Origin of the sequence: Fervidicola ferrireducens, from assembly GCF_001562425.1 — a bacterium.
Lineage (GTDB): Bacteria > Bacillota > Thermosediminibacteria > Thermosediminibacterales > Thermosediminibacteraceae > Fervidicola > Fervidicola ferrireducens.
Genome location: NZ_LOED01000022.1, coordinates 1 through 26,830, shown reverse-complemented (window position 1 = coordinate 26,830; position 26,830 = coordinate 1). Strand labels below are relative to the sequence as shown.

Below are 26,830 nucleotides of genomic sequence, written 5' to 3'. Positions count from 1 at the left end.
TAAAGCCTGGGTCAATATCACTTCATCCGGGCCGCATCGACTAGAGCTTCAAAGAGCTTAAGCTGAAGAGGATATTCTCGCCACATCTCCTCAGGGTGCCACTGCACTCCCAGCAAAAAAAATTCCCCCGATGCGCCCTCCACAGCTTCCACTACGCCATCCTGCGAAAAGGCCACCGGCTTTAAAATTTCCGCCACATCTTTTACAGCCTGGTGGTGGAAGCTGTTTACCGGAACTAGATCGGATTCCAATATTCGGTAAAGCAGCGAATCCTTCGATACATTTACATCGTGGCTGGCGTACCACCGGGGGGCTTCCTGCCTGTGCTTCAGCGGTTTTTCCATTTCCGAGCCGATATCCTGGTAAACGGTGCCTCCCAAGGCTATGTTTATAAGCTGCACACCGCGGCATATGCCGAGCACCGGCTTTCTTCTCTTTACGGCTTCGCGGCAGAGAAAGATTTCCGCTTCATCGCGCAACGGGTTTACCTCTCCAAGACCGGGCCTCGGATTTTCTCCAAAATGCCTCGGGTCCACATCGGGACCTCCTGAAAGGAGCAGGCCATCCACCCTATCGAGAAGATTCGAAAGGACATCCTTGTCCCTCAAAGGTGCAACACCTACCGGGATTCCTCCGGCTTTTTCCACCGCTTCATAATACCCGCGATTTAAAAAAATTTTTTCATCGGCGAAAGAGCAGGTTATCGCTATCAAGGGCCTCATTTTACTCTCCTCTTCCCATCAACACTTATAATTTATTAATACTAAATAAAACCCGAAAATCCTTCTAAAAACCAAAAAGCCCTGCTTCGGGCTTATTGATTTAAAATTCCACCAGTCCCAGGCTGATTTTCAGCGCTTCATCAACCTTTGCCATGATTTCACTGTCAAGAAAAGCCACTTTTTCCCTCAGGCGCCTCTTGTCTATGGTCCTCAACTGTTCCAAGAGGATTACCGAATCCTTCTCCAGCCCGTATTCTCCGCGTTTAAGTTCCACGTGGGTGGGCAGTTTGGCCTTGTCGATCTGGGAAGTAATCGCTGCCACGATAACGGTGGGGCTGTACTTATTCCCCACGTCATTTTGCACGACCAAAACAGGCCTTACGCCGCCCTGTTCGGAACCGATGACGGGATTTAAGTCGGCATAAAATACGTCTCCTCGTCTTACCTGCACCTTATTCACTCTCCGAAAGACTTGTCTCATAAAGCATCAAATCTTTTAAATCTTCGTTTATTCCCATTTCCGCTATTTTTAGATTTATCTCTGCCATTTCCAGATACCCGCTTTTTAGCTGCTCCCTCATTCTTATCCTTTCCCTTTCCCTAAGATATAATCTCATGGCATCTTGAATAAATTCGCTCCGGTTTTTTTTCTCCTTGGACAATATGACATCCACCTGCCTTAACAGGCTGTCCGGCAGGCTGACTACAATCCTCTTGAGCTCAGCCACAGCGGCACCCCCCTAGACGTACTTAAAAGTCAGTATCATTATGTGATTCGGCTATGTAAATTATACCTCTTATGCCAAAGGGTTATTTATTTTTATTATTTTGCCATTTTTAATGTATATTCTGGGAACCCTCTTGGATATGCCACATACGATTTCATAAGGGATGGTACCAACTATCCTGGCTATTTCATCGGCCGTAACTCCGCCGTTTTTGCCTTCGCCGAAAAGTTCGACATCGTCGCCGGGCATTACTCCTGGAACATCGGTGACGTCCACCATACACTGGTCCATGCAAACCCGGCCCACCACAGGAGCTCTCCTGCCCTTTATCAGCACATGCGCCCTGGAAGACAAAAGACGCGGGTAGCCGTCAGCATACCCCACCGGCAGCGTGGCAATGATGCTCTCCCTCTGTGTGACGAAAGTGCCTCCGTAACTGACAGGAGTGCCTGCCGGCACCCTTTTCACATGGGATACGCGGGTTTTAAAGCTCATCACGGGCTTCAAATTGATTTTTTCCCTTTCCACTTCATCGGAAGGGTATATGCCGTAAAGGATGATGCCCGGCCTTACCATGTCAAGGTGCATTCCGGGAAGGTCGATAATCGCAGCGCTGTTGGCCACGTGCTTTATTGGTATCCTGAAGCCCCGGCTCTCCAAGGCCTTTACAATCATGTCAAATTTCTCAAACTGCTCTTTAGTAAAGCTCTTGTCCCTTTCGTCGGCCTTTGCAAAGTGGGTGAAAATGCCTTCCACTTCTATTCCAGGGAGTTTGAATATCTCCTCTATATCCGGAAGGCACGACATCTGCGCCTGAAAGCCAATTCTTGACATGCCGGTATCGAGCTTTATATGGACCTTGGCCTTAACTTTGCGCTCTTCGGCTTTTTTTGAAAGCAACTTCGCGGAATTAAGGTTGTAAACGGTCTGGGTTATGCCGTACTCTACTATTTTATCAAACTGCTCTTCGGGTGTAAAACCCAAAATCAGGATGGGCGCCTTTATTCCCGCTTTCCGCAAGAATACCGCTTCCTCTAAGATGGCCACGGCCAAATACTTTGCCCCGCATGAAAGGGCCGTATTTGCTACTTCTACGGCACCGTGGCCGTAGGCATCGGCCTTCACCACCGCACAGAGGAAGGCCCCGGAACTTGTTATCCTTTTTATTTCGTTGATGTTGTGTTCCAGGTTATCCAGGTTTATCTCAGCCCTGGTAGGTCTGAATCTCATATCCATATACTTTCTCCCCTTCTTGCAGGTATTTTAAAGCCTCAGGGATGTTTTCTATTATATCCCCGGCCACCAGTGGGATTTCACCTTTTTTCTCCGCCGCCGCATCCCCTGCCAGCCCGTGCAGGTAGACTCCGGCCGCCGCAGCCTCCACAGCATCAAGACCCCTTGCCAGAAAAGCGCCTATCATGCCGGCGAGCACATCGCCGCTGCCGCCCGTAGCCATTCCCGGGTTCCCGGTGGGATTTATATAAACCGGACGTCCCGGCGAGTATATCAAGGTGCGGGCTCCTTTCAAGACCACCGTACATCCGAAGGTTTCGCCGGCCTTTTTTGCCACATCCCACCTGTTTTCCTGCACTTCCCGGGGTGTCATGGAAAGCAGCCTCGCCATTTCCCCGGGGTGAGGCGTGATTACGACGGGAGCTTTAGCCTCCCTCAGCACCCCGGGGCTTTGGGAAAGGTTATTTATCCCGTCGGCGTCTATCACCATCGGCCTTTCGCATTCGGCCACGAAGCTTCTCACGAACTTTTCTGTCTCTTGGTGGCAGGAAAGCCCTGGTCCGATGACAACCGCATCGCATTTTTGTGCAAATTCCAGTGCGGGCTTTAAAGCTTCCTCCGAGAGCGTCCCTTCCCCCGTATCGGGGAGGGGTAGGGTCATAACCTCGGTTACCTTCACCTCAAGGATGTCGTTCAAACTTTCCGGTACCCCCAGCGTCACGAGCCCCGCTCCGCACCGGGCTGCACCTAAGCCCGAAAGTGCGCAAGCTCCCGTCATCCCTTTTGAACCCGCTATGATAAAAACCTTGCCCATATCGCCCTTGTGGGCATCGGGTGCGGGAGGTTTAATGTAGTTTTTTATAAACCCCGGCTCCAAAAGAAAGCCCTCAGCTTCGAATTCCTCAAAAACCCTGTGAGGTATGCCTATGTCGGCGACAATCACCCTGCCCGCATGGGCTGCTCCCGGATAGAGCAGCAAGCCGACTTTCAAAAGTCCCATCGTCACCGTAACGTCAGCTCTCACCGCAGCCCCCAGCACCTTACCGGTTATCCCGCATATCCCCGAGGGGATGTCAACTGCGACTACCGGAAGTCCGGACGCATTTATTGCTTCTATGAGCCTCCTGTGGAACCCTCCCACTTCCCCTCTCAGGCCGGTTCCGAAAAGGGCGTCCACCACAGCGTGAAATCCATCAAAAAGTCCCCGGATTTTCTCCGGCTCCTCATCGTCCTTGAGCTCCAAAACGGGGATTCCCATATTTTTTATGACTTTGAGGTTTACCGCGGCATCCCCTGAAATCTCATCAAAAGGCGACGCCAGAAAAACCATCACCTCAAAACCCATATTCGCAAGGTGTCTTGCGGCCCCAAAACCGTCCCCGCCGTTATTGCCCTTGCCGCAGACCACTGCCACCTTACCCGGAGATTTCCGTTTTCCGCATATCTCTTCAATTTTTTGTTTGACCGCAACGGCCACCGCTCTGCTGGCATTTTCCATCAGGACTATCCCCGGAACTCCGTAGACCTCAATGGCCCTCCTGTCTATCTGCTTCATCGTCGAAGGACTTACCGCTCTCATCCTTCACACCCCCTTCTGCCATGGAAAAGGCCACGGCATAATCCCGGCAGTGGGAAATGCTCACGAGCAGCCGGGTAAATCCCCTGCTTTCCGCTAGTTCCAAAGCCTTTCCGTAAAGCCTGACCACGGGTTTTCCGAATTTGTCCGGGAGTATCTCTATATCCTTCCATCTGAAAAAACCGATTCCAGTCCCTAGCACCTTGCTGACAGCTTCTTTTGCTGCAAACCTGCCGGCCACGTGCCTGTATAGGCTCTCACCTTTTTTTTGTTTAATTGAATTTATTTCCTCTTTTGTAAATATCTTTCTTATAAAATTTTCGTTGTTTACGGCTTTTTTTATCCTATCGATCTCTACTATGTCAACTCCTATTTCCATAAAACCAAAATTCACCTCAATATCCGGAGAAAAAAGGGAAATAATATATTCTAGAAACAAGGCACAATAAAATAATTCTATATTCCGCTCAAAATACCTTCCCGAAAATTAAAAAATTTGAAGTGGGGGATATTGACCTTCTTTGACCTTTGTATTATAATTATAATTGCTAATAGTAATATTTACTAAAGGAGGGAATAATATGCGCGGCCGGGAATTGATGCCTTGGAGGAGAAGGGGATTTTTCCCGAGCATTTTCGAGTTTGACGTGGAAAACTTCCTCGACAACTTCTTCGATTTCTTCGGACAGCAGCCCATCCGAATCGACATGCGGGAGACCGAAAACGAATATATAGTCGAAGCCGACATGCCCGGTTTTGACAAAAACAGCATAGAAATCAGGTACGAAAACAATATGCTCACCATTTCGGGACAGCACGACGAAATTACCGAAGAAAAGAGAGAAAATTATATTCACCGCGAACGTCGGCGGGGCAGCTTCAGCAGAACTATTCCGGTGCCCGAAAATGTGGATGCCGAAAAAATAAGGGCAAGCTACAACAACGGAGTTCTAAAGGTGATAATGCCCAAAATAACCCCGAGCAAACCTTCTGGCCGCAAGATAGAGATAGAGTAGAAAGGATATTGAAGGCAAGGCGACTAACACGCCTTGCCTTTTATTTTTTTGAACGTCAGGCTTAATCCGAAAAAACGATATGTAAGGTTTTATATTTTTAATGTCAAGTTTATTATAAAAAACCTTACATTTATTTGACATTTAAATTTTATAAGCATATAATTTCTACAAAAATAAATTAAAATCAAAATAAAAGTTAACGTTGAAGCATGAAGGTTCATCCTTCTTGCAAAAAATACTTTGATCGATAGGGGGTTATATAATGGAAAATACCTTTAGAGAAACCTTTGGCAAAAATGTTTTTAACGACGCCGTTATGAAAGAACGGCTTCCGGAGGCAACGTACAGAGTTTTAAAGAAAACAATAGATGAGGGAATTCCATTGGAGCCTTCGGTCGCGGAAGTCGTAGCTAATGCGATGAAAGACTGGGCAATCGAAAAAGGAGCGACTCATTTCGCGCACTGGTTTCAACCGTTAACCGGCGTAACTGCAGAAAAACGCAACTCTTTTATCTCTCCTACCCAGGACGGCAAAGTAATCGCCGAATTTTCGGGAAAAGAGCTGATCAAGGGGGAACCAGATGCCTCTTCGTTTCCATCCGGCGGTTTGAGGACTACCTTCGAGGCACGGGGATATACAGCGTGGGATTGTACTTCGCCCGCTTTCATAATGGATAACACCTTGTATATACCCACCGCCTTCTGCTCTTATACAGGCGAGGCTCTAGATTTAAAAATACCCCTGCTGCGCTCCATGGAAGCTCTATCAAAACAAGCCCTCAGAGTATTAAGATTGTTCGGCAACAACACCGCAAAAAAAGTCGTCGCAACCGTAGGGCCCGAACAGGAATATTTCTTAATTGACAAGAAAATGTATGAAAAACGCAAAGATCTTATCCTTACGGGAAGAACCCTATTTGGCGCCAGATCACCGAAAGGCCAAGAAATGGAAGATCACTACTTTGCCTCTATTAAAGAAAGAATATCAGCATTCATGAAAGAACTGGACGAAGAATTATGGAAACTGGGTATTCCAGCCAAAACCAAGCATAATGAAGTGGCTCCTTCCCAATATGAACTGGCAACGGTATACAATACAGCTAATATTGCATCAGATCATAATCAATTAACCATGGAGTTGATGAAAAAAGTTGCTTTAAGGCATGGACTCGTCTGCCTATTGCATGAAAAACCTTTTACCGGTATCAACGGTTCGGGCAAACATATAAACTGGTCAATGAGCACAGATGATGGTCAAAATCTTTTAGAACCAGGTCATACTCCTCATGAAAACGCACAATTTCTAGTATTTCTATGCGCCGTAATCAAGGCTATCGATGAATATGCCGATTTGGTCAGGGTAAGTGCCGCAACGCCGGGAAATGACCATCGACTCGGCGCTAATGAAGCACCCCCTGCAATAGTATCCATTTTCCTCGGCGAACAGCTTACAGACATTCTTGAACAAATAGAAAACGGAGTGGCAGCGACTTCGAAAAACGGCGGGGTATTGAAGATAGGAGTTTCTACTCTTCCAACATTGTGGAAGGATACAACGGACAGAAACAGAACCTCTCCGTTTGCATTTACAGGAAACAAATTTGAATTCAGAATGGTTGGATCTTCTTCTTCAATAGCAACTGCATGTTTCGTTTTAAATACGATAGTCGCCGAAGCACTATCCCAGATTGCAGATAGGTTGGAAAAAACATCAAATTTTGATGAAGAAGTGCAGGCTTTGCTACAAGAAATTGTAAAGAAGCACAAGAAAATTATATTTAATGGAGATGGCTACTCAGAAGAATGGGGTAAAGAAGCGGAAAGAAGGGGGCTTCCGAATATTAGAACAACCGTTGATGCCATTCCCGCTTTAATCAAAGAGAAGAATGTCAAACTCATGGAAAAACATGGTGTTTTAAACAGGCGGGAACTTGAGTCTCGTTATAAGGTAATGCTTGAAAATTATATAAAAACAATCAATATTGAAGCGCTTACGATGATCGACATGGCAAAACGCCAGATACTGCCAGCAGCAATAGATTTTGCCACAAAAATCGCGGAATCCATTAATTCTGTAAGGGCTACGGGGCTAAATGCCGATGTAAGTGCGCAGTCCGAATTATTAGAGGAAGTTTCTTCATTAATAGGGGAATTTAAGAAAAACATAACTGAACTTGAAAAAGCAGTCGATGAAGCTTCAAATGTTAATAACGACCTCTATGGGAAAGCTTGCTATTACCGGAACGTGGTATTCAATAAGATGTGCATTCTGAGAGAAATCGGCGATAAACTAGAAAACATCGTAGATGCAGAATTATGGCCGTTACCAACATACGCCGAGATGTTGTTCGGCGTCTAAGGCAAAAACGCGAAAAGAGGGGTCGATTATGGAAATATTGTGCAGTGCCCTGGTCGATTGGCTGAGAGAAAAAGTATATGAAGCCGGAGCAAAAGGGGCCGTTTTCGGGCTGAGCGGCGGGATAGATTCTGCAGTAGTTGGAGTTCTTTGTAAAAAAGCATTCAAAGAAAATTGTCTTGGACTCATCATGCCGTGTCACAGCAATCCAAAGGATGAAGAGGATGCATTAATGGTTGCAGAAAAGTTCGGTATCCCATACAAGAAGATTATCTTGAACAAGGTTTTTGACGAATTTACGGCTATATTGGATAAGACGGCAGATAAAAGAGCTTTGGCCAATATCAAATCACGCCTTAGAATGATCACATTGTATTACTATGCTGCCCTAAATAATTTTCTGGTGGTTGGAACTGGGAATAGAAGCGAATTGACGGTGGGTTACTTCACGAAATACGGCGATGGAGGGGTAGACCTGCTGCCGCTAGGAAATCTGGTCAAAAGGCAGGTCCGCAAATTAGCCCGTTTTCTTGAAATTCCACAAAAAATTATCGATAAGCCCCCGACGGCGGGGCTCTGGGAAGGGCAGACTGATGAAGGAGAAATGGGCATAACTTACGAACAACTGGATGAGTATATACTCACCGGAAAGGCTTCCCGGGAAATTGAAGAAAAAATAAAAACGATGATCCTATCAAGCGAACACAAAAGAAATCTGCCCCTTAAACCGCCATTTTAGTAAATGTGGGGAGGGTCATAGCTCCCGGTATGCATGGGGGTACTATTTACATTCCGAAGAAGCATCAACCGCAGTCACGTAGCGAACGATGTATGCAGAAATATGTGGCCTACAAGCCCAACCTTTTTACTTTTCCGGGGTTATCTCAGGCGAATTCGAATTGTCCCCTTTAAAAATGTTCCTCACACTTGCTGGTAAAAATTCCTCGTATTTTTCACCATGAGATGAATATACCCCTGCATTTATTGTATTTATTCCCTCCCCTCCCAGTCCCAATTTATAGAGGCGCACCACGAAACTAGCCTTTACCACGCCCTGATTTTCCTCGCTCGAATTTATTTTAAGTTCCCTTATTTCCGTCAAAGCCTTCAGATTTTCAAGGTAAGTCAGATAGCCTATCAGATCTTCATAATCGCCAGATACTCCTATTTCAAAAGGTCTGAAACTCACAGCTTCCATTTTTTCTTCTTCAAGAGGGCGAAAACGGGTTATCCTGAGCCCGGATTGGGGCGGGTTTACCGAAAGCAAAAACGAAGTTTCATCGTCAAACGCGATGTCAAGGCCTTCCAACAGGTCGTAAAATTCCCGCCGGGCCGCTTCCTTTTTATTTACAAGCTCCGGCAGACTTTCGACCCGCTGCTTTAACATGGAGAGTTTTTCGTTTTCAGCTTTCAATTGCGACCTGAGTTCCAGGTAATGGGGCAGAACTTTCTGTATTGACCTTGCGATTAATAAGGCCAAAAGGACCACGAGCAGAAAAAGCAACATTTTGCTTTTATTCTTCATGGTGTACGCCCTTTCCAAAAAACTTTACTACCTATGGATTTACATCAGCCGTGATGGTGAATTCCAAAAGGGATTTCCCGCTTTCATTTTCACCCTTTTCCTGAACCGATTCCAGATTCACGTTTTCAAGCAGGGAAACCCCCTTCAAGGCCACGTAAAAATCTCCGATGCTCTCGAAGCTGTAAGAAACACCCACTATCTTCAATTTGTTTTCCGGTCCGACCTCCAATGACCTCAGCCATACACCGGCAGGAAGCGCTTCCTCCACTTCAATTAAAAACTTCGACCAGTATATCCTACTTTCTGACGCCATCTTTACCTCTTCTTTTTTCTTTTGTAAATTTTGCAATATCTCCTGCTCCTGCAAAACCTTCTTTTCCCTGCCTTCGTAAATCTCGATCTGCTCTTTCACATGTTCGAGCCTGTTTTCTAAAACCTGCGAGTGAATGAGCAAAAACAAGTACAACGAAAAAAGGGCAAAAAGAGCCATCCCCAGCATCAAATAAGGTAGCTTTCGGCGGGGCAATATTTTCCTGGAAAACCGCAGCTCTTCCGGAAGCAAATTTATATTTATATCGTACATTTTCTATCGCTCCCTCAATGCCAAACCTGTAGCCACGGCGTATTCGGGCCCGAGGCCAAAAGGCTTTAGAACTTCGGATTTTAGTCCCAGTTCTTCGCCAAGATAACTTGTAACCTCCTCAATGTAGGCTCCTCCACCTAATATCAAAAGCATTTCAGGCGCATATTCAAATCTTTTTTGCATCCTGTAAAAGTCCAGAGTGCGCCTTATCTCCTGCATCAAATCCGCCGCCGGATTTAAGCCCGATGGAAACGCTACTTTTGCCATTTCCCGGCATCCAATGTTGACCGCCCTGCTGAAGACCAGCCTTCCGCCATCCATCAGCATCACGTGACTATAGTTTTCACCGACATCAACGGCGACTGCATTCCCCCTTTTGTCCAGCGCCCTGAATAGGCGGTAAAGTGCAAGGGGTACCAGATCTATTACCCTGAGCTTCAGGCCCACTTGTTCAAAAAGGTCGTAATACTTCTGTGCTAATTCCCGCCGGACGGCCGCGAGGAGAACCCTCATTTTCCCCGGTTCGCCCTCTACTTCTTCTTCCAGGACTGCAAAGTCCACCGCTAGGTCCTGGTCCGTGACCGGCAAATACCTGGCCGCCTCGTACTTCAGCCCCGCTCTCAGCTCCTTCTCCGGCATTTTCGGCAAAAGCACGTACCTTACAATAGCTTTGTCCGCCCCTATAGCCAGTGCCGCATCCGTTACTCGGACCTTCGCCTGCTCCAAGGCCATTTCAAGAGCACTTGCCATTTTTGAAAAATCGTCCGCACCATTTTCGGTCACCGGCGCCGAACCTTGCGCCACTACTCGGCCCTTATCAATGGCCACCACCTTTATAAAAGCTGTTCCTATGTCCACTCCCAATAAGTTTTTCCTGCCGAACCCGAAGATTCCCACTTTCCGACCCCCAGAATAATTATCGCTCGCTCCAGCTTTCGATTTCAATCCTTGTAGACCCGCCGCCGCTGCCCCCAAAAGCCAGCTCCATCAATCCAGAATGTCTTTCTACCAGGGCGGGGTTGCAGTTTATTGTCAGTTTATTTACGTACTCTATCTGTCTTACCAAAATTCCCCCATTTATTACCACTTTATTTTTGCACGATAATATACCGTCGGATATTATCAAGGCGTCCACAGTAGAGTCACTACCTCTTTTATCTATATTTACTTGCCCACCCAAGGAAATTAAAACCAAAAGGTCTTCATTAGGGTTATAAGCCTTTAGATCGTCGGGGACATCTATTTTACCAGTAGCCACGATTACCGCCTGTCCGCTATACGTGCCCGAAATTTCAACATTTCCTTTCACAAAATAAATACCTTTATATTCGGCAATATCTTCGTCCTTTTTGCCTTTTCCTTCTTTCGAATTATTTGAAGGAAAAGTTGTAGCTCGCTCTTCGTACCACTTCACATTTAGCTCGGGAAAAAAAGGAATTGCCTCGTAATTTTCGGTAGTTTGACAGTTTATCAGCTCTGCATCTTTATCTATAGTTATTTCACCGGAAACATAGATATCAAAATTTTTAATCTCCGATTTGCCACCAAGGTTCAGATTACCGTTAATGTAAATTACCGGTCTTGGGTCTTGCGAACCTATAATCGAAATATCTTTTGACAAATTAATATCAGAGTCCCGCTCTTTGGGCAGGATGCTGATGCCCTTTAACAGTTCTGCCGGGCTTTTGGAACGATAAATCCGCACCTTTGCCACTATGACCTTTCGCGCATTATTAAACTTTCCCACGGATGTTATCTTAACGACGGTGCCGGGCCCTCCTGGAATTCGTTCAACGGTTACGCTTTCGATTCTTCCCCCCTCCCCCGCATAGGATATGCCTTTCAGGGGAAATTCGCTCCAGAAATTAGTCGGATTCCGTTTTATAATAGCCAAAGCCCTCTCTATTCCTGCATCGGCAGCGTAGTATGCCTGAAGGCGATCCCTCTGCTTTGCAGCAGTCTGCCTGTGACTTGCCGTCAAAGTCAATGTAGCGCTACCTAGTATAGCCACCACCGCCAGTACAAGCATGACCAGAATAAATGCCTGACCGCCTTCGCTACGTTTTACTTCGCGCAAAAAAGCTTTCCCCCGCATAACCGGCGCCCCTTCAATCAAGAGCCCTTATTCTGACTGAGGTAGTAACCTTCATTTCCGGGGAGTTTACTTTCTTCCCTGCAACGGTAATCTTTATGAGGCGGACCTTTTCCAGTTCCTCTCCGGACAATGGCTCTTCCAAACTTTCATACGCTTCGTCGGTATATTCACCATAATACTCTAGATTGAAATACGTCACATAGCTGGCTAGAGGCTGTACATAATGACCCTGCTCGCGGAGTAGGCGCCCTTTTTGAGAATCAAAGGAATAGTACACGATTTCCTCACCGTCTTCCAAACCTTCATCTTCTTTATTAACTACCAAACCAAGCCTTGAACTTTTACCTTCGACCACTCTTTTTGCCGACCTTATTTCCTCGCTCATCTTTTCTAACGCAAAGCTCAGGTTTTCCTGGACATCAACCCTTCTCTCGTCTTTTCTCCATGAAATCACTGCCTGCTGATACAAGGCAAGCGCTGCCCCTATTACGAGAGTGAAGACGGATAAGGCCACCACTACCTCGACCAGGGTAAAACCTCCTTTCGCCTGGTACTCCTTCCTCATCTCCAGTCACCCTTATCCATCGTGAGGGAAATGATCTTTCGGCCCGTGGCAGTATCATAAATCGTTACCATTACCGTCTTTATGTTGTTTTCTCCGCGCCCAGAGGCGCTGCTTTCCGAGACGGTAATGCGGTAAGAATACTCCTGATAATCAGGAAAAGGTTCCGGCTGATGGCCGGGGTCCAACGGTTCACCCGCCTCAAGGTCATCATAAGGCCTGTTTTTTAATTCCTCAAGTTTACTTTGCGCCAGATTCAAAGCCACAATCATGTCTTCAGCCTGGGCCGTCCATAGGGCACCGCGCACGAAGGTGTCCATGATGGGAACAAGGGCAGTCGTAATTATCAAAGCGGCGAGCAGTACCTCAATCAGGGTAAAGCCTCCGCTGCCTTTTATATGTATGCAGGTTTTGTTATTTTTTCTACAATACATAGCTTTCACGGCCCAACCCCATTCTATTTTTGTCTAAAATCTAAAATATAATAATGTTTTTATACCAGTCAATAACCGGCATTCCCCATAATACCGACGCCAGTGTTCCTACCGCAATGAAGGGGCCAAAGGGAATGGCATCCTTTTTACCTTTTACCCCTAAAATTAAAAGCAGGACCGCCACTAGTCCTCCTGAAACCGTTGCAAAAAATAGGGCTAGAACCGCCTTAGGCCATCCAAGGTAAATCCCCGTTACTGCAGCGAGCTTTACGTCACCCATGCCCATGCCGCCTTTGCTCGCTACCGCGACGGCCAGCAGGAACCCACCGGCCACCACGCTGCCTATAAGCGAATACCATATTTCTACATCCCCAGCTAAAGGCCACAGCACCGCCGCCCCCAAAAGGCCAGCCAACAAAAGCCGGTCCGGAATTACGTAATGTTCCAGGTCTATGAATGACGCCGCTATCAGGATACAGCTCAAAAAAAGGTATTTCAAAAGAGATGCACTTAACCCGAAATGCCAGAAAAGCACGGCGAAAACCACACCCGTCAGGAGCTCCACCGCCACGTACCGCGGGGAGATCCTCTCCCCGCAGTAGCGGCACCTTCCTCTTAAGACGAGGTAGCTTGCAACCGGCACGAGGTCGCGCCAGGCCAGCACCCGCCCGCAGGCAGGGCAGCGGGATCGCCCCCAAATTATCGTCTCTCCTCGCGGCAGGCGGTAAATGACTACGTTGAGGAAACTTCCGATAAAAAGACCTAATAATAAGAAGAAAAAACTTCCCATCCAAAGCATACTTATCCTTCGATCACATTCCTTTCATTCAAATAACAATACTGCAGGTCCTAACCTTACGCCGCTTGAAGCCCGATAATGGCGATAACTATCAGAAATTTTTCCAATTCATACCACCATCTTTTGACAAGCGCAACCACACGCTATGCGCTGGGTAACCAAACGACAATCACTCCGTCATTATAACCCTTCCATCCAGATGATCACCGAAATGTAGTACGTGCCGTTTTCCTCTCCTACATAGGAGTAACCAATATTTTCCCGGATGCGCTGGTCCACTATATCTCGGATGCCCTGGTCGGGAAAGCCACCGATGGTAACCACGGCACATTTAGTGTCTTTAACCGCAATCGGATTGCCCGCGGCGTCATAGACGGTTCCAGTTATTCTACTCTTCCAGTAGCGGTAGTAACCACCCCAGGGCGTGGTGCCGGGTGGCTTCTCCAGGTACGGCCCGTTCCAGCCGCTGCTACCGTCTGATTTCATGAAGTACAGAAAGCCGTACTCGTCTCCGAAGCCAGGGTCGTAGAAATCCTGCCCTGCCTTGGGCCAGTCACCGGTATCGGCGTAATAGGCGTAACCGGCCGCCTTTATGGCCCGCACATCGGCGACCACCTGCGATATCTTCGCCTTTTCCACTGCTTTGAAGGCGTTGGGCAGAATTATGGCCGCCAGGATCCCGATGATGGCTATGACCACCAGAAGTTCCACAAGGGTGAAGCCGCGCTGGTTGTAGCGGAGGTTTGATAAAGCAAACCTCACCAACTCACATCCTTCCCTGAAAAAATGGATATCTGCCTATCACCCACCCTCCCCCGGAAAAGGGGTAGGGTGGATTAAGGTAGAGCCGGATAGCCTACTTCCGGCGCATGAGCACCGCAGGCAGGCTACTCCGACCGCTCGATAATCTCTTTTGCAGATTCACTACCTCTGCTCGAAAATATTACCAAAATATTTATTCTCGGCCATTTTTCTTACTAGTTTACCATTATTTGTTAATATTTAGTCTTTCGAGATTGTAATTTTAACGGTGCGTGTACTGCCAGAGCCTGAAATTTCAACTACATCATCGCCAAGGTCGGCTTTCATTCTATCTGCGGCACTTGAGGGGACTGAATCAAGTTCGAGATATCTTCCTGAACTTTCATTTTTGAAAGTATAAGTTCCACCCCACGGGTTTTTCGCCGGCCAGCGGTCCAAATAGGGGCCGTTCCAGCCGGGATAATTGTTATTATCTTCGGGATCCGTAACAAGATAAGCATCATCGGGTGGGTTCGAACCTTGACCATCACCGCTGCTTGGCGGCCATTTTCCCGTATCCGCATAGAAATTCAACACCGCTGCCTTAATCGCCTTATAATCCGCTTCCGCAGCAGCGACTTTGCTCTTCTCGATAGCGTTGTACGCACTGGGAAGTATTATGGCCGCAAGGACGCCGATGATGGCTATTACCACGAGCAGTTCCACCAGAGTAAAACCGGCCTGGTTTTTATTTCTCCGAGAAAATCTTTTAGTCATGTCTAATGACCCCCCTCAAATTCTTTAGAATTTTTACCCTTAAAGTTCTAAAGATTACCCTTTTTTGTTTTTCCCCAGCCCACCCCCCTTCCCACATCAACCCATATTCCCTATTATTTGAAAGTACGGCAGCAGAATGGATATCACAATGAACCCCACCGCCGCACCCAGCACGACTATCATCGCCGGTTCCAACATGGATGAAAGGCGCCGGGCCGCCTCCTCCAGCTCACGTTCATAGAAGGCGTTGACCTTGGCAAGAAGGGAATCCAAAGCGCCGGTCTCCTCACCCACAGCTATCATGGCTATTACCATAGGCGGGAAAAGGCCGCTAGCCTCCAAGGTGTCCGCCACACTTTTGCCTTCCCTTACGTTTTCCCTGGCCTGAAGAATAACATCCCCCACCACCCTGTTTCCAACGTTGCGGGCGACCACTTCAAGAGCTTCCATTATGGGCACTCCGCTTTTGAGCAAGGTCCCCAGAGTCCGGCTGAAGCGGGATATCACCGCTTTTTTGTGCAGGTTCCCAAAAACGGGCATCTTCAAGAGCAATTCGTCCATTCTGCGCCTTACACTTTCCGATTTCAAGGAGCGAACCGTGAAAAAAGCAAGGCCAGAGATCAAGATAATGATAAGATACCATCCGCGGCGAAGCGCCATCCCCGTGTGTAAAACTATTCTTGTGGGAAGGGGCAGGGGCACCCCTAAAGAATTCATGACGTTTTGAAAAGCCGGTATTACGAAAACAAGGAGCACCATCAGGACTGCTGCGGTCAAAGAAATAATTATAGCTGGATACGCCAAAGTCGATTTTATTTTCTCCTCGAGCTCGTGGTCCCTCGCAAGATGCTCCGATAGTTCTTCCAGAGTGTTTTCCAGAGACCCACTGATTTCGGCCGCTTCCACTGAATGAACCATTATAGGCGGGAAAATACCGTGCTGCCTTTCCAATGCTTCGTGAAAAGTAGAGCCTTCCCTTAAACTTTCTAAAATCCGCTCTATACTTTGGCGCATCGCTCTTTTTTCCGATTGTTCGGCCAGGAGCTCCAAAGCCCGCACTATGGGGATTCCGGCCCCTATCATGGTGGCAAGCTGCCTGCAAAAAACCGAAAGGTCCTGCTTTTTCACTCTGTTAAAAAAAGCTTCGGCCAAAGACGTAATTTGAAGAGCTCTTCCAGCACGGAAGTCCACCACGAAAAGACCTCTTCCCTCGAGTACCTGCAAGGCCTCCGCCTCGTTTTCCGCCTCAACTTGCCCGGTTATCAATTCGCCCGAATTTCCCCGGGCGCGATACCTGTACGTCGCCATGCTTTCACCCGAACTTTATAAAAAATATGCCGGGAACTTAAATGTTTCGTTTCCCGGCAGCCCGGCTGCCATAGGCATAAGCCCTTAGGCCCGCGGCTTTGCGCCCCCGGCTTTCACCGGGTTTGCCTTTTTCAGGATAAACTATCCTTTTCCCTGTTCGGACTGCAAATTTTCGGGTCAATTATCCCTCTTTCGCACAGCTGGTGGAGGGCCATCTCCATTGTCTGCATTCCAAAGCGGCTTCCGGTCTGCATCAGCGATACTATCTGGTAGGTCTTGCCCTCCCTTATGAGATTTCTGACCGCCGGAGTTGCTATCAAAATCTCGACGGCCGCTACCCGCCCTCTGCCGTCGGCGCGGGGCAATAGCCTTTGAGTCACAACCCCTATCAATACATCCGCCAGCTGAGACCTTACCTGGTTTTGCTGGTGAGGAGGGAACATGTCGATTATCCTGTCTATGCTCTGAACGGCACTGCCGGTATGCAAGGTCGCCAGCACCAGATGACCCGTTTCCGCCGCTGTGATGGCCGTAGCGATGGTTTCCAGGTCGCGCATCTCGCCAACCAGTATCACGTCCGGATCCTGCCTCAGTGCGGCTCTCAAGGCGCTGGCAAAGGAAGGAGAGTCGCTGCCGATTTCCCGCTGGTTTACAATGCTCTTTTTATGCCGGTGCAGGTATTCTATCGGGTCTTCCAGCGTGACGATATGGCAGCTGCGCGTTTCGTTTATTCTGTCTATCATGGCCGCCAGAGTCGTGGTTTTGCCGCTTCCGGTGGGGCCGGTAACTAAAACAAGACCGTGATTTTTGTCGGCAAGCTCGCCTATAACAGGAGGAAGCCCCAGTTCCTCGATACTTCGAATTACATCTCCCACCAGCCTTATGGCAAGGCCCACGCTTCCCCGCTGGAAAAATGCATTCACCCTGAAGCGGCCCAGGCCCGGCACGGAATAAGCAAGGTCCAGTTCCTTTTTTTGCGTAAATTCGTCCCAGCGCCCATCCAATATTTCCCTGGCCAGCCTTTCCGTGTCCGATGCACCAAGCACCGGCCATTTAAGCTGGGGCTGCAGTACTCCGTCGCACCGGAGAACCGGAGGCAAGCCCACGGTCAGGTGGATATCCGAAGCTTTAATTTTTGCCGCTTCTTCTAAAATATCTTTCAATTGAAGGCTCAAACCCAACCACCGTACCTTCGCTAAAATCCGCTTATAGTCACCCTCAAAACTTCCTGAACCGTCGTGAGCCCTTTTGCCGCCTTCGAGAGCCCATCATCGCGCAAGGTGACCATCCCTCCGGCTATGGCGGCTTCCCTTATCTTCGAAACATGCACCTTTTGGGATACCAGGTGTCTTATGTCGTCGGTCATCACGAGGATTTCGTGGATTGCCGTCCTTCCCTGGTATCCTGTATAATTGCATTGCCTGCAGCCCTTACCCCGGTAAAAGATCTTCCTTTCTTCATCGGTAAATTCATATTCGATGTCTCCCGGCTTTGGCTCATAAGGCTCGCGGCACTGCGGGCATACGAGCCTTACGAGGCGTTGAGCCACCACGCCGAGCAGCGAGGAATTGACGAGAAAAGGTTCGATTCCCATATCCAAAAGCCTCGTGACAGCTCCCGCCGCATCGTTGGTGTGCAAGGTGCTGAAAACCAGATGTCCGGTAGTGGCGGCTCTCACAGCTATATCCGCGGTTTCGCGGTCTCGAATTTCCCCCACCATTATTATATCCGGGTCCTGCCGCAGTATCGCCCTCAGTCCGCGGGCAAAGTCAAGACCGGCTTTGGGGTTTACCCTTACCTGATTGATTCCCGGCAAGAGGTATTCCACCGGGTCTTCTATGGTAATTATGTTCTTTTCGGGAGTATTTAAGGCGTTTAAAGTGGCGTAAAGGGTGGTGGTTTTACCGCTACCCGTTGGTCCCGTGATGAGTATCATTCCGTAGGAACTTCTTATCAAGCTTTCGTACTGTTCCAGCGTTTCCGGCAGAAAACCCAGCTTGTCGAGATCTAAAAGCATGTTGGCCTTGTCGAGGATGCGCAGCACTATTTTTTCGCCGTAAACTGTGGGCATGGTAGAAACCCTGAGGTCTACGCTTCGCCTTTCCAGGGTTATCTGGAAACGACCGTCCTGCGGGAGGCGCTTTTCCGCGATGTCCATACCCGCCATGATCTTTATTCGGGAAACCAGGCTGTTTAAAACTCCCGGAGGAAGCCTGAGGACTTCCCGCAAAAGCCCGTCTATCCGGTAGCGGATTGCAATATGGCTTTCCTGAGGTTCTATGTGAATGTCGCTGGCCTTGGACCTTACCGCCTTCGTTATAAGCTGGTTAACCAGCTGAACTGCCGGTGCCCGGTCGATTCCCCCAGCAGCAGGTTCATCCAGGTCGTAAGTGTCCCAGGAAGCCGCGGCATCGACCTTTATCTCCTCTAAAGCTGAAATTGCATCCTCATCTATTCGGGGCTCGAAAAATCGCTCCAGGGCAGATTCAATTTCCTTTTCCGAAGCGATGGCCGGTACTATCTCCATCCCCGAAGCCAATCGCAGGTCATCTATGGCATTGAGGTTCAACGGGTCCGCCATGGCCACCAGCAACCGGTTCCCATCCTTTCGTATGGGTACCGCCATATACCGGCGCGCCAGGGCTTCCGGTATAGCCCGCACCACTTCGGGGTCCAGCTGGTAGTCCTCGAGCACCACCTTGGGTATCCCCAGCTGAAACTCCAGAACTTCCAGTATGTCCTTCTCCCTCACGTATCCCAGTCGGGTAAGAATCTTGCCCAGCCGTTCACCGGTTCGCCTCTGTTCGTTCAGCGCCTTTTCCAGCTGTTCGGGGGTTATCATGCCCGACTCAACGAGCAGGTCTCCCAGCCGGCGTCTTATGTCCACATAGACCCCTTCTTTCGTTGCGGGTAATTCTGCCAAATAATCTCAAAATTAGTCAATATAGATTATATCATTTATCTTTGCGATATTTCCATATTATTTATATAGAAATTTTTCTTGACTCCATATATCTATATATTGTAATATTTGAATTAAAGAAAGTTTTTTCAAGCTCAGGTGTTGACTTCCTCCCCAGGGCTAAAGCCCGGGGATTCCTTCAGGCGGCTCATGCCGCCATCCAGCTACCGCTCGTCACCTTTTAAGGTGTACCGGCGGTAGATTCGAAGCGGCTCACCCACCGGTGGCGGTTCCACCGGAGGGCAAGCGGCTTCAGGGGCGTAGCCTCCGCCCCGTGCCCCTTCGAGGAGCCCAAAAGTAGTATGTTTAAGGCCGCGTTAGCGTCAGCGTGCCAGACGTAGCCGCAGTTTTCACACACCGCCTTGTGCCGAACGGGACGCTTGACGGGAGAGCTGCAGACGGCACACTTCGACGATGTGCCGTTCGGTTCCACAAAGACAACCTTTACTCCAGCCCGCGCGCAGGCGGCTTCGATAAGGTTCCTGAGCATCCTGAAGGCCCAGAAGTTATGTACCAGAAGGTTGCCCGGCCCGAACTCCATGTCCACCCGAATGCCTGTCAGATCTTCTAGGAACAGCGTGGTCACTTGGTGACGCTTAAGGATGCGGGCGATTTCTGCGGCCAGGGCCAGATAAGCGTGTTTGAGCCTGCGGGTGCGAACCCGGTAGAGCCTCCGGAGCTGCCGGGAAGTTTTACGCCCGGCCTGGTTCAGTTTGGACTGCTCCCCGGCTATGCGTTTATTCCAGTAAAGGAAGTCTTTCCAAACTTCACGGCCGGAGAAGATAATTTGGCGTTCAAGGCTTTCGATGGCCAACGCAGCAAGCGTCCTGGCTCCGAGATCCAGGGCAGCACGCTTTTCGGGCCGGGCTTTCCTTGCTGGTTCCGGCACTTCCACGACCTGGTGGGCGTACCAGCGCTTCTTCACCCGGTCGTACCTGAGTTCCAAGGTCTTTGGGGTGCCGGAGAAGCGCAGGACGCCCTTCGTGCGGAGGACCAGACGGCCGTTGCCGTCCCGCAGGTCTGCAGGCAAAGTTAAGGAAAGTGTCCTGGCGTCCATGGAGTAGGACCGCGGGGACTTGACCGGGATTAGCCTGACCAGCCTCTTTCCCGTGCGGCGGTCTTTCCAGTACCTCGGGAGACCCGGTCGCTTTTCCAGTTCGCCCTTCTTCCAAAGCCGCAAGCAAGCGAAGAAGGAATTCCACGCTTTCCTGAGCTTTTTCAAAATCTCCTGCGCGATGTCTGACGGCAGGGCTTTGTACGCGGGGTCGCCTTGGAACTCCGCGCACAGGGTGGCATAGGAAGGCACGGGTTCCCCATTCATGAACGCCTGGCGGCAGCGGAAATTGGCAGCGTTCCAGAGTGCGGCGCAGCGGTCCCCGAGTGTTTCGAGGACTTTGACTTGCTCTTTTGAGGAAAGCACGCGGACAACATTGCATCGTTTCATAGTTCTATGATACCACAATTCACCTGAAAGAGAAAGCGCCTTCCTCCCCCTGTCTGAAGGCAGGGGCCTCCAGCGCGGAAAGGACGGTGAATCAGTTTCAAATGGCAACGTACCAGACCGACCCGAAAATCTTCGAAGAAAAAGCCGAACTTTTGAAAGTACTGGGGCATCCCGTGAGACTTTGCATAGTAAAAAACCTGATGGAACGAAAATCAGCCAACGTCACCCAGATTCAAAACTGCCTTAACGCGCCGCAATCCACCATTTCGCAGCACCTTGCAAAGCTGAGAACCGCCGGAATCATCGAAGGCCGGCGAGAAGGCACAGAAATCCACTATTCGGTAGTCGATGAAAAAGTAAAGCGGTTAATTGAAGTGTTGTTTTCTTGATGCTAAATAATTTTTACCCACAAATATTAATTAATTTGTATATATGGATATTAGGAGGGAGAGGTAATGGGCAAAAAAGTTCTCATAGTGGGAGGGGTTGCCGGTGGAGCCAGCGCCGCAGCAAGGCTTCGCAGGCTGGACGAGAGCGCCGAAATCATCATGTTCGAGAGAGGCGAATACGTGTCCTTTGCCAACTGCGGCCTGCCCTATTACGTCGGGGAGGTAATAGCCGAACGGAAAAAACTTCTAGTTCAGACTCCTGAAAACTTCAAAGCCCGCTTCAACATCGATGTGAGGGTAAACAGCGAGGTCACGAGGATTTTCCCCGACAAAAAGCAGGTAGAGGTAAGGGAAAAAGACGGCCGCACCTACATCGAAACTTACGATTACCTGATTCTGTCCCCCGGCGCTTCTCCGGTTCGTCCCCCAATTCCCGGCATTGAGGCTGAAAATATCTTCACCGTGCGCACCATCCCCGATGTGGACAGGATTAAGGATTTCATCGAAAAGGCAAAGCCCAAGCGGGCCGTCGTCGTCGGAGGCGGTTTTATAGGCCTCGAGATGGCGGAAAACCTCCACGCCAGGGGCATAAAGACAACCATAGTGGAGATGCTGGACCAGGTACTGGCCCCCCTCGATTTTGAAATGGCCGCCATAGTCCACGGCCACATCCGGGCAGCCGGAGTGGACCTTGTGCTCAAGGACGGCGTCAAGGCTTTCATCAACGAGAACAACCTCACCAAAGAAGTTGAGCTCCAAAGTGGAAGGCGTATTCCAGCAGACCTGGTCGTCCTTGCCATCGGCGTAAAACCGGAAGTTAAACTAGCAAAGGAAGCCGGCCTCGAAATAGGCGAGCGCGGCGGAATAAGGGTAAACGAAAAACTCCAGACCTCCGATCCGTATATCTTCGCTATAGGCGATGCCATCGAAGTAAAGGACTTCGTGACGGGCCAGTATACACTGATTCCCTTAGCAGGCCCGGCCAACAAGCAGGGCCGCATAGTCGCCGACATCATAGCCGGAAGGGATGCCAAATACGAAGGCACTCAGGGCACGGCCATAGTTAAGATATTCGACTGCGTGGCTGCATCCACCGGTGCCAACGAAAAAACTCTGAAAAGATTGGGAATACCTCATGCCGTTTCCTTCACCCATCCCGGTTCCCATGCCGGATATTACCCGGGTTCCACTGCAATGTCCATTAAGCTCATCTTTGACCCAGAAACCGGCAAGGTATTGGGTGCCCAGATAGTGGGCAAGGAGGGAGTGGATAAGAGAATAGATGTCATAGCCTCGGCAATTCGTAGAGGGGATACGGTGTTCGACCTTCAGGAGCTGGAACTGGCCTACGCACCACCTTTCTCGTCGGCAAAGGACCCGGTAAACATGGCGGGCTACGTAGCGGGCAACATAATAACCGGCGATATGCCTGTAATCCAGTGGCACGAAATTGAAAACCTCGACAGGCAAAACACCGTAATCCTCGACGTGAGGACAAAAGCCGAGTACGAGTTGGGACACATTGAAGGTTCCGTAAACATTCCGGTGGACGAATTGAGAACGCGCCTCAGCGAAATTCCAAGGGACAAAGAGATAGTTGTATACTGCCAGGTGGGCCTGAGGGCCTATATTGCAACCCGCATCTTGATGCAAAACGGATATAAAGTGAAAAACTTAAGCGGCGGTTGGAAAACTTACAAAGCCGCCATGGACGAAAAAAAAAAGATAAATGACCCGGAAAAAGAAAGCACAATGGAACATGAAAATCACACTTCAGATTCTAAAGATAAAACAGATATTATGGTTAATGGCAATATTGTAAAAATCGATGCCCGAGGTCTTCAGTGTCCTGGCCCCATAGTTCAGGTTTTTCAGACCATGAAGACCCTGAAGGAAGGCACTGTCATCGAAGTGGCTGCCACAGACCCCGGATTTTTAAACGATATCCGGTCCTGGTGTGAAACTACCGGCAACGAACTTTTGAAAACCGAAAAAAGAGCCGATGCGTATATCGCATATATAAGAAAGGGAGCGAAAAGCGAAGTAATCGACAATTCCTTTTCTTCATGCTGTGCTCCAGAACTCCCCGCAAGAAGTGCCGACGAAAAGACAATGGTTGTCTTCAGCGGGGATTTAGACAAAGCCATAGCCGCCTTCATCATAGCTAACGGTGCTGCATCTACTGGAAAACCCGTCACCATGTTTTTCACATTCTGGGGGCTAAATATTCTCAGAAAGGACCAGTATGTTCCCGTTAAAAAAGGGCTTTTGGAGCGCATGTTCGGAATGATGATGCCGAGGGGAAGCAAAAATCTTCCGCTTTCCAAGATGAACATGCTGGGAATCGGCCCCCGCATGATTAGGATGGTCATGAGAAAGAAAAACATTTCGTCCCTGGAAGAACTAATTGAACAAGCCCGTCGTTTGGGCGTGAGGATGGTCGCCTGCAACATGTCCATGGACGTGATGGGAATAAAGCGGGAAGAATTGATAGACGGCGTGGAAATAGGAGGAGTGGCTACCTTCCTCAATTCCGCGGAAAAGTCAAACATGACGCTTTTTATATGATGTTAAAGGCGGGGGAAACCCCGCTTTTTTATTATATTTTCTTTACTGTTCTTTTTATGTTGCGTGGTACTTAAAATTGCGGGAATGTTATTTTCAGAATTATATTGACTTATATGCAATTATCTGATATTATTCTATTATATAAAAATTATTCTGGGTTGTCCCAGTAACCGCTTGCTGGGGCGGGGCAACTTTAAAAGGGAAGGGATTAGATGGGAGGGAAAAGTACGGCAATGAAACTGGGAGGTTACAAAAACAAAATCCTGAGGGTCAATCTAACTAACCGCACATTTTCTGAAGAAGAATTGCCTTACGACCTAATCCACGACTACATAGGCGGGCGAGGTTTTGGCATTAAGCTCCTTTACGACGAATTAAAGCCTGGAATCGACCCCTTGGGAGAGGAAAACAAGCTGGTATTCATCGCAGGTCCCTTAGCCGGTACAAACGCCCAATCTTTCGGAAGATGGAAGGTATTTTTCAAATCCCCGCTGACCGGCACTTATTTTAAATCCTCCGGGGGCGGGCATTTCGCTTCAGAACTGAAATTTGCGGGATTTGACGCGGTAATCATTGAGGGTAAATCCGAAAAACCGGTATATCTTTGGATAAACGACGGAAAATACGAACTGAGGGATGCTACATACCTTTGGGGATTGGATTGCGATGATACCCATACCTTAATCCGGGAAGAGCTCCACGACCCCAACATCCGCATAGCTTGTATCGGGCCTGCCGGCGAAAACGGGGTGAAATTTGCCGGAATTTTCAGCGACCGCCGGGCCGCCGGAAGAGGTGGAGGCGGCGCCGTCATGGGAGCTAAAAATTTGAAAGCCATCGCCGTCCGTGGAAGGCAAAAGATAGACATAGCAGACCCCGAAGGATTTGCGGCCGCAGTCAAAGAACAGATAGCTTTGTACAAGGGAAATCCGGCCGCCGAATCATTTTCCGAAACCGGAACGCAAATTGCCGAATTTACCAATCTCCTCGGCATTTTCCCCACGAGAAACTTCCGCGAAGGAGTCCTTCCGAACTGGGAAAAAATCGAAAGCTCGGAATACACAAAACTAAGGGTCAGAAAAACGGCCTGTTACAGCTGCATGTTACATTGCGGAAGCATAACAAAGGTGAACTTTGGAAGATATAAAGGGGCATGGAGTGAAGGCCCGGAATACGAAACCATATGGGCTTTTACCGGCTCGATAAACTTACCGGATATCGGACTTACCGTAGCAGCCGATAAATTGTGTGACGATTTGGGACTGGATACTATTTCCACCGGAAGCGCCATAGGTTTTGCATACGAACTATACGAAAAAGGGATAATCACAAAGTCGGACACAGGAGGACTCGAACTCGTTTACGGAAATCAAGAACCGGTACTGGAACTCATCAGGCAGATTGCTTACCGGGAAGGTTTCGGTGCCATTTTGGCCGACGGCACTCTCGAAGCTGCCCGCCGAATAGGAAAAGATGCGGAAAAATACGCTATCCAGGTAAAGGGTCTGGAACTTCCGGCGTACGACCCCAGGGGCGCGAAAGCCCACGGGCTTAACCTCTTGACATCGAACATTGGGGCAGACCACAACACCGGATATTCCTCCCAGGAGATATTCGGCGTACCCATTCCCAAAAAGGTAGATAGATTTGCCGTAGAAGGAAAGGGCGAGATTACGAAATTCAACCAGGACCTCACGGCATTCGTGGAAACCGGTATCCTCTGCGCCTTCCCACCCTCTATGGGAATGATAAACGCCGAAGTTTACAGCAAGCTTATTTCAACGCTTACCGGCATTGAAGACTTCGCCGACCCGGACTATATGTGGCTGGTGGGAGAACGTATCTACAACCTGGAAAGAATGTTTAACGTAAGGGAAGGATTCGATAAAAAGGCCGACTCCTTCCCGGAGAGGCTAAAAACGGAACCCCTCCCTGCAGGACCCGCGGCAGGCCAGATTTTCGAAGAGGAAGCTTTGCTTGCCGATTACTATAAAGTCCGCGGCTGGGACCTTAATACGGGTGTGCCTACTCCCGAAAAGTTAAAAGAGCTCGGCCTTGAATTTGCCATAAAATACTCCGGGGGAAATTAAATGACAAACGTAAAGGTGATTTTCTTCGGACAGCTGAGGACGTTTACCGGAACGCGAGAAAGGACGATTTCCCTGGAAGACAGCGCCGATTTATCGCACCTTATTTCACGTCTCAATGAAGAATACGACAATTTCGAGGCCCAGATAAATTCAATAAAGGGCCTCAGGATTTTGGTAAACGGCCGGGAATACGAACTAACCGGAGGACTGAATACACCGCTTTACGAAGGCGATACCGTAGTCTTTCTCCCGCCTGTTTTCGGCGGCTGAAGATTTTTTGGAAATTCTAAAGGCAAGACGGTTTTAAAATTCGCCTTGCCTTTCGTTTAGCCTTCATTTTCCTTTCCCAAACTTTGATAAACCTTTTCTGTAATTTCCGTCAGCTTCGATTCGGTAGGAACAAACTGCACGCGTATATTTTCCAAAACTTCAAAGCCGCAGCCTTTCAGTACTTCCTCCACCTGAGTCACGCTCTGCCCGCCCCAGCCGTATGAACCGAAAGCTAAAGCCTTACGGTTTTTGGGCGAAAGTCCCTTCATGTATTGCAGGAAGGCAGCTACCGTAGGCAACATGTTATTGTTGAGCAGGGTTTCCCCTGATTTTACAGCTTTAATATCCCAAGCCTCATTCACATCAAAATGGGCCTTCAAAAGTTTTTCCCCATTTAAGGAAGTTATTACTTTTGCGTTTTTGGCTAAATTCATCAATTTTGGAAGACTTCCCGAATGATCTATTTCCAGGTGATTGCAAATAATGTAATCGATTTTTGAAGGATCGATTACTTGAGATATCCTGGATATCATCTCTTCAAAAAAATGTGATTTTACCTTTTCTTATCGGCACATGGAGGCTCCAACCTCTACAGGTTGGAGAGGAAATATGCCTTTAATTTCTATCTGCTCCAAATCATAACAATACCCAT

Annotated in this window: 26 protein-coding genes, 1 pseudogene and 1 riboswitch; of the genes and pseudogenes, 7 read left to right on the top strand and 20 right to left on the bottom strand. The window is 48.7% G+C overall.

Translation table 11 applies throughout. From position 1 onward, the window contains the following. Positions 1 to 17 precede the first annotated feature (17 nt). The 6 genes from AN618_RS08520 to acpS form a co-directional block, all read right to left on the bottom strand. Positions 18 to 722, bottom strand: coding sequence for a gamma-glutamyl-gamma-aminobutyrate hydrolase family protein (locus AN618_RS08520; protein ID WP_066353900.1), 705 nt, complete (start codon positions 720 to 722; stop codon positions 18 to 20). A 100-nt stretch (positions 723 to 822) separates the two neighbouring features. Further along, a complete protein-coding gene (locus tag AN618_RS08515) occupies positions 823 to 1,173 on the bottom strand; it encodes a type II toxin-antitoxin system PemK/MazF family toxin (RefSeq protein ID WP_066353899.1) in 351 nt (116 codons plus the stop codon). 1 nt (position 1,174) lies between these two features. Continuing rightward, a complete protein-coding gene (locus tag AN618_RS08510; protein WP_066353897.1) occupies positions 1,175 to 1,450 on the bottom strand; it encodes a CopG family ribbon-helix-helix protein in 276 nt (91 codons plus the stop codon). Between the two features lie 69 nt (positions 1,451 to 1,519). Continuing rightward, complete coding sequence (alr, locus tag AN618_RS08505) at positions 1,520 to 2,686, bottom strand: alanine racemase (protein WP_066353896.1); 1,167 nt, start codon at positions 2,684 to 2,686, stop codon at positions 1,520 to 1,522. Further along, complete coding sequence (locus tag AN618_RS08500; RefSeq protein WP_066353895.1) at positions 2,655 to 4,262, bottom strand: bifunctional ADP-dependent NAD(P)H-hydrate dehydratase/NAD(P)H-hydrate epimerase; 1,608 nt, start codon at positions 4,260 to 4,262, stop codon at positions 2,655 to 2,657. Before AN618_RS08500 ends, alr begins: the two co-directional genes overlap by 32 nt. Then, positions 4,210 to 4,638 carry a holo-ACP synthase gene (acpS, locus tag AN618_RS08495; RefSeq protein WP_066353924.1) on the bottom strand — a complete coding sequence of 143 codons (429 nt, stop codon included), beginning with the start codon at positions 4,636 to 4,638 and terminating at the stop codon, positions 4,210 to 4,212. Before acpS ends, AN618_RS08500 begins: the two co-directional genes overlap by 53 nt. Before the next feature lie 202 nt (positions 4,639 to 4,840). Between acpS and AN618_RS08490 the strand changes: the two genes are divergently transcribed. The 3 genes from AN618_RS08490 to nadE all read left to right on the top strand — a co-directional run bounded on the left by AN618_RS08490 (position 4,841) and on the right by nadE (position 8,370). Next, complete coding sequence (locus AN618_RS08490; protein ID WP_066353894.1) at positions 4,841 to 5,275, top strand: Hsp20/alpha crystallin family protein; 435 nt, start codon at positions 4,841 to 4,843, stop codon at positions 5,273 to 5,275. 262 nt (positions 5,276 to 5,537) lie between these two features. After that, positions 5,538 to 7,634 carry a glutamine synthetase III family protein gene (locus tag AN618_RS08485; RefSeq protein ID WP_066353891.1) on the top strand — a complete coding sequence of 699 codons (2,097 nt, stop codon included), beginning with the start codon at positions 5,538 to 5,540 and terminating at the stop codon, positions 7,632 to 7,634. Positions 7,635 to 7,662: 28 nt separating this feature from the next. Further along, on the top strand, positions 7,663 to 8,370 hold the full coding sequence (nadE, locus tag AN618_RS08480; protein WP_066353890.1) for an NAD(+) synthase: 708 nt from the start codon (positions 7,663 to 7,665) through the stop codon (positions 8,368 to 8,370). A gap of 126 nt (positions 8,371 to 8,496) precedes the next feature. Here the strand turns inward: nadE and pilO are convergent, their stop codons facing one another. From pilO to AN618_RS08415, 13 genes are all read right to left on the bottom strand, one after another. Next, entirely contained in the window at positions 8,497 to 9,156 is a 660-nt protein-coding gene (gene pilO / locus AN618_RS08475; RefSeq protein WP_157081682.1) for a type 4a pilus biogenesis protein PilO, read from the bottom strand. Positions 9,157 to 9,187: 31 nt separating this feature from the next. Then, positions 9,188 to 9,739, bottom strand: coding sequence for a PilN domain-containing protein (locus AN618_RS08470; RefSeq protein WP_066353888.1), 552 nt, complete (start codon positions 9,737 to 9,739; stop codon positions 9,188 to 9,190). A 3-nt stretch (positions 9,740 to 9,742) separates the two neighbouring features. Next, entirely contained in the window at positions 9,743 to 10,636 is an 894-nt protein-coding gene (gene pilM, locus AN618_RS08465; RefSeq protein WP_066353887.1) for a type IV pilus biogenesis protein PilM, read from the bottom strand. A 19-nt stretch (positions 10,637 to 10,655) separates the two neighbouring features. After that, positions 10,656 to 11,816 (bottom strand): pilus assembly PilX N-terminal domain-containing protein, encoded by a 1,161-nt coding sequence (locus AN618_RS08460; protein ID WP_187694911.1) that lies wholly within the window; start codon positions 11,814 to 11,816, stop codon positions 10,656 to 10,658. A 31-nt stretch (positions 11,817 to 11,847) separates the two neighbouring features. Next, positions 11,848 to 12,399 (bottom strand): PilW family protein, encoded by a 552-nt coding sequence (locus tag AN618_RS08455; RefSeq protein ID WP_066353884.1) that lies wholly within the window; start codon positions 12,397 to 12,399, stop codon positions 11,848 to 11,850. After that, positions 12,396 to 12,839 carry a type IV pilus modification PilV family protein gene (locus tag AN618_RS08450; RefSeq protein WP_066353880.1) on the bottom strand — a complete coding sequence of 148 codons (444 nt, stop codon included), beginning with the start codon at positions 12,837 to 12,839 and terminating at the stop codon, positions 12,396 to 12,398. Before AN618_RS08450 ends, AN618_RS08455 begins: the two co-directional genes overlap by 4 nt. 31 nt (positions 12,840 to 12,870) lie before the next feature. Then, positions 12,871 to 13,629: a prepilin peptidase gene (locus tag AN618_RS08445; protein ID WP_066353878.1), complete on the bottom strand. Its 759-nt coding sequence runs from the start codon at positions 13,627 to 13,629 to the stop codon at positions 12,871 to 12,873. 180 nt (positions 13,630 to 13,809) lie between these two features. Beyond that, positions 13,810 to 14,391 carry a type II secretion system protein gene (locus AN618_RS08440; RefSeq protein ID WP_066353876.1) on the bottom strand — a complete coding sequence of 194 codons (582 nt, stop codon included), beginning with the start codon at positions 14,389 to 14,391 and terminating at the stop codon, positions 13,810 to 13,812. Positions 14,392 to 14,631: 240 nt separating this feature from the next. After that, positions 14,632 to 15,147, bottom strand: coding sequence for a type II secretion system protein (locus tag AN618_RS08435; RefSeq protein ID WP_066353874.1), 516 nt, complete (start codon positions 15,145 to 15,147; stop codon positions 14,632 to 14,634). Between the two features lie 96 nt (positions 15,148 to 15,243). Further along, positions 15,244 to 16,455, bottom strand: coding sequence for a type II secretion system F family protein (locus AN618_RS08430; protein ID WP_066353872.1), 1,212 nt, complete (start codon positions 16,453 to 16,455; stop codon positions 15,244 to 15,246). Between the two features lie 52 nt (positions 16,456 to 16,507). Next, positions 16,508 to 16,592, bottom strand: a riboswitch (cyclic di-GMP riboswitch). Further along, positions 16,587 to 17,636 (bottom strand): type IV pilus twitching motility protein PilT, encoded by a 1,050-nt coding sequence (locus tag AN618_RS08425; protein ID WP_281176825.1) that lies wholly within the window; start codon positions 17,634 to 17,636, stop codon positions 16,587 to 16,589. Its footprint overlaps the riboswitch before it by 6 nt. Before the next feature lie 14 nt (positions 17,637 to 17,650). Further along, entirely contained in the window at positions 17,651 to 19,342 is a 1,692-nt protein-coding gene (gene gspE / locus AN618_RS08420) for a type II secretion system ATPase GspE (RefSeq protein WP_083515140.1), read from the bottom strand. 256 nt (positions 19,343 to 19,598) lie between these two features. Continuing rightward, entirely contained in the window at positions 19,599 to 20,861 is a 1,263-nt protein-coding gene (locus AN618_RS08415) for an RNA-guided endonuclease InsQ/TnpB family protein (protein WP_066353871.1), read from the bottom strand. Between the two features lie 101 nt (positions 20,862 to 20,962). Here AN618_RS08415 and AN618_RS08410 point away from each other — a divergent pair, with 101 nt between their 5' ends. The 4 genes from AN618_RS08410 to AN618_RS08395 all read left to right on the top strand — a co-directional run bounded on the left by AN618_RS08410 (position 20,963) and on the right by AN618_RS08395 (position 26,178). Beyond that, positions 20,963 to 21,250 (top strand): metalloregulator ArsR/SmtB family transcription factor, encoded by a 288-nt coding sequence (locus tag AN618_RS08410; protein ID WP_066353870.1) that lies wholly within the window; start codon positions 20,963 to 20,965, stop codon positions 21,248 to 21,250. 66 nt (positions 21,251 to 21,316) lie between these two features. Beyond that, a complete protein-coding gene (locus AN618_RS08405) occupies positions 21,317 to 23,818 on the top strand; it encodes an FAD-dependent oxidoreductase (RefSeq protein ID WP_066353866.1) in 2,502 nt (833 codons plus the stop codon). Between the two features lie 212 nt (positions 23,819 to 24,030). Further along, positions 24,031 to 25,908: an aldehyde ferredoxin oxidoreductase family protein gene (locus tag AN618_RS08400; RefSeq protein WP_222926438.1), complete on the top strand. Its 1,878-nt coding sequence runs from the start codon at positions 24,031 to 24,033 to the stop codon at positions 25,906 to 25,908. Then, positions 25,909 to 26,178, top strand: coding sequence for a MoaD/ThiS family protein (locus AN618_RS08395; RefSeq protein WP_066353864.1), 270 nt, complete (start codon positions 25,909 to 25,911; stop codon positions 26,176 to 26,178). It begins immediately after the preceding gene. Positions 26,179 to 26,234: 56 nt separating this feature from the next. On the opposite strand, the pseudogene AN618_RS08390 reads toward AN618_RS08395, so the two are convergent. Then, a pseudogene (locus AN618_RS08390) lies at positions 26,235 to 26,714 on the bottom strand (oxygen-binding di-iron domain-containing protein); the annotation flags it as partial. Positions 26,715 to 26,830: the final 116 nt, after the last annotated feature.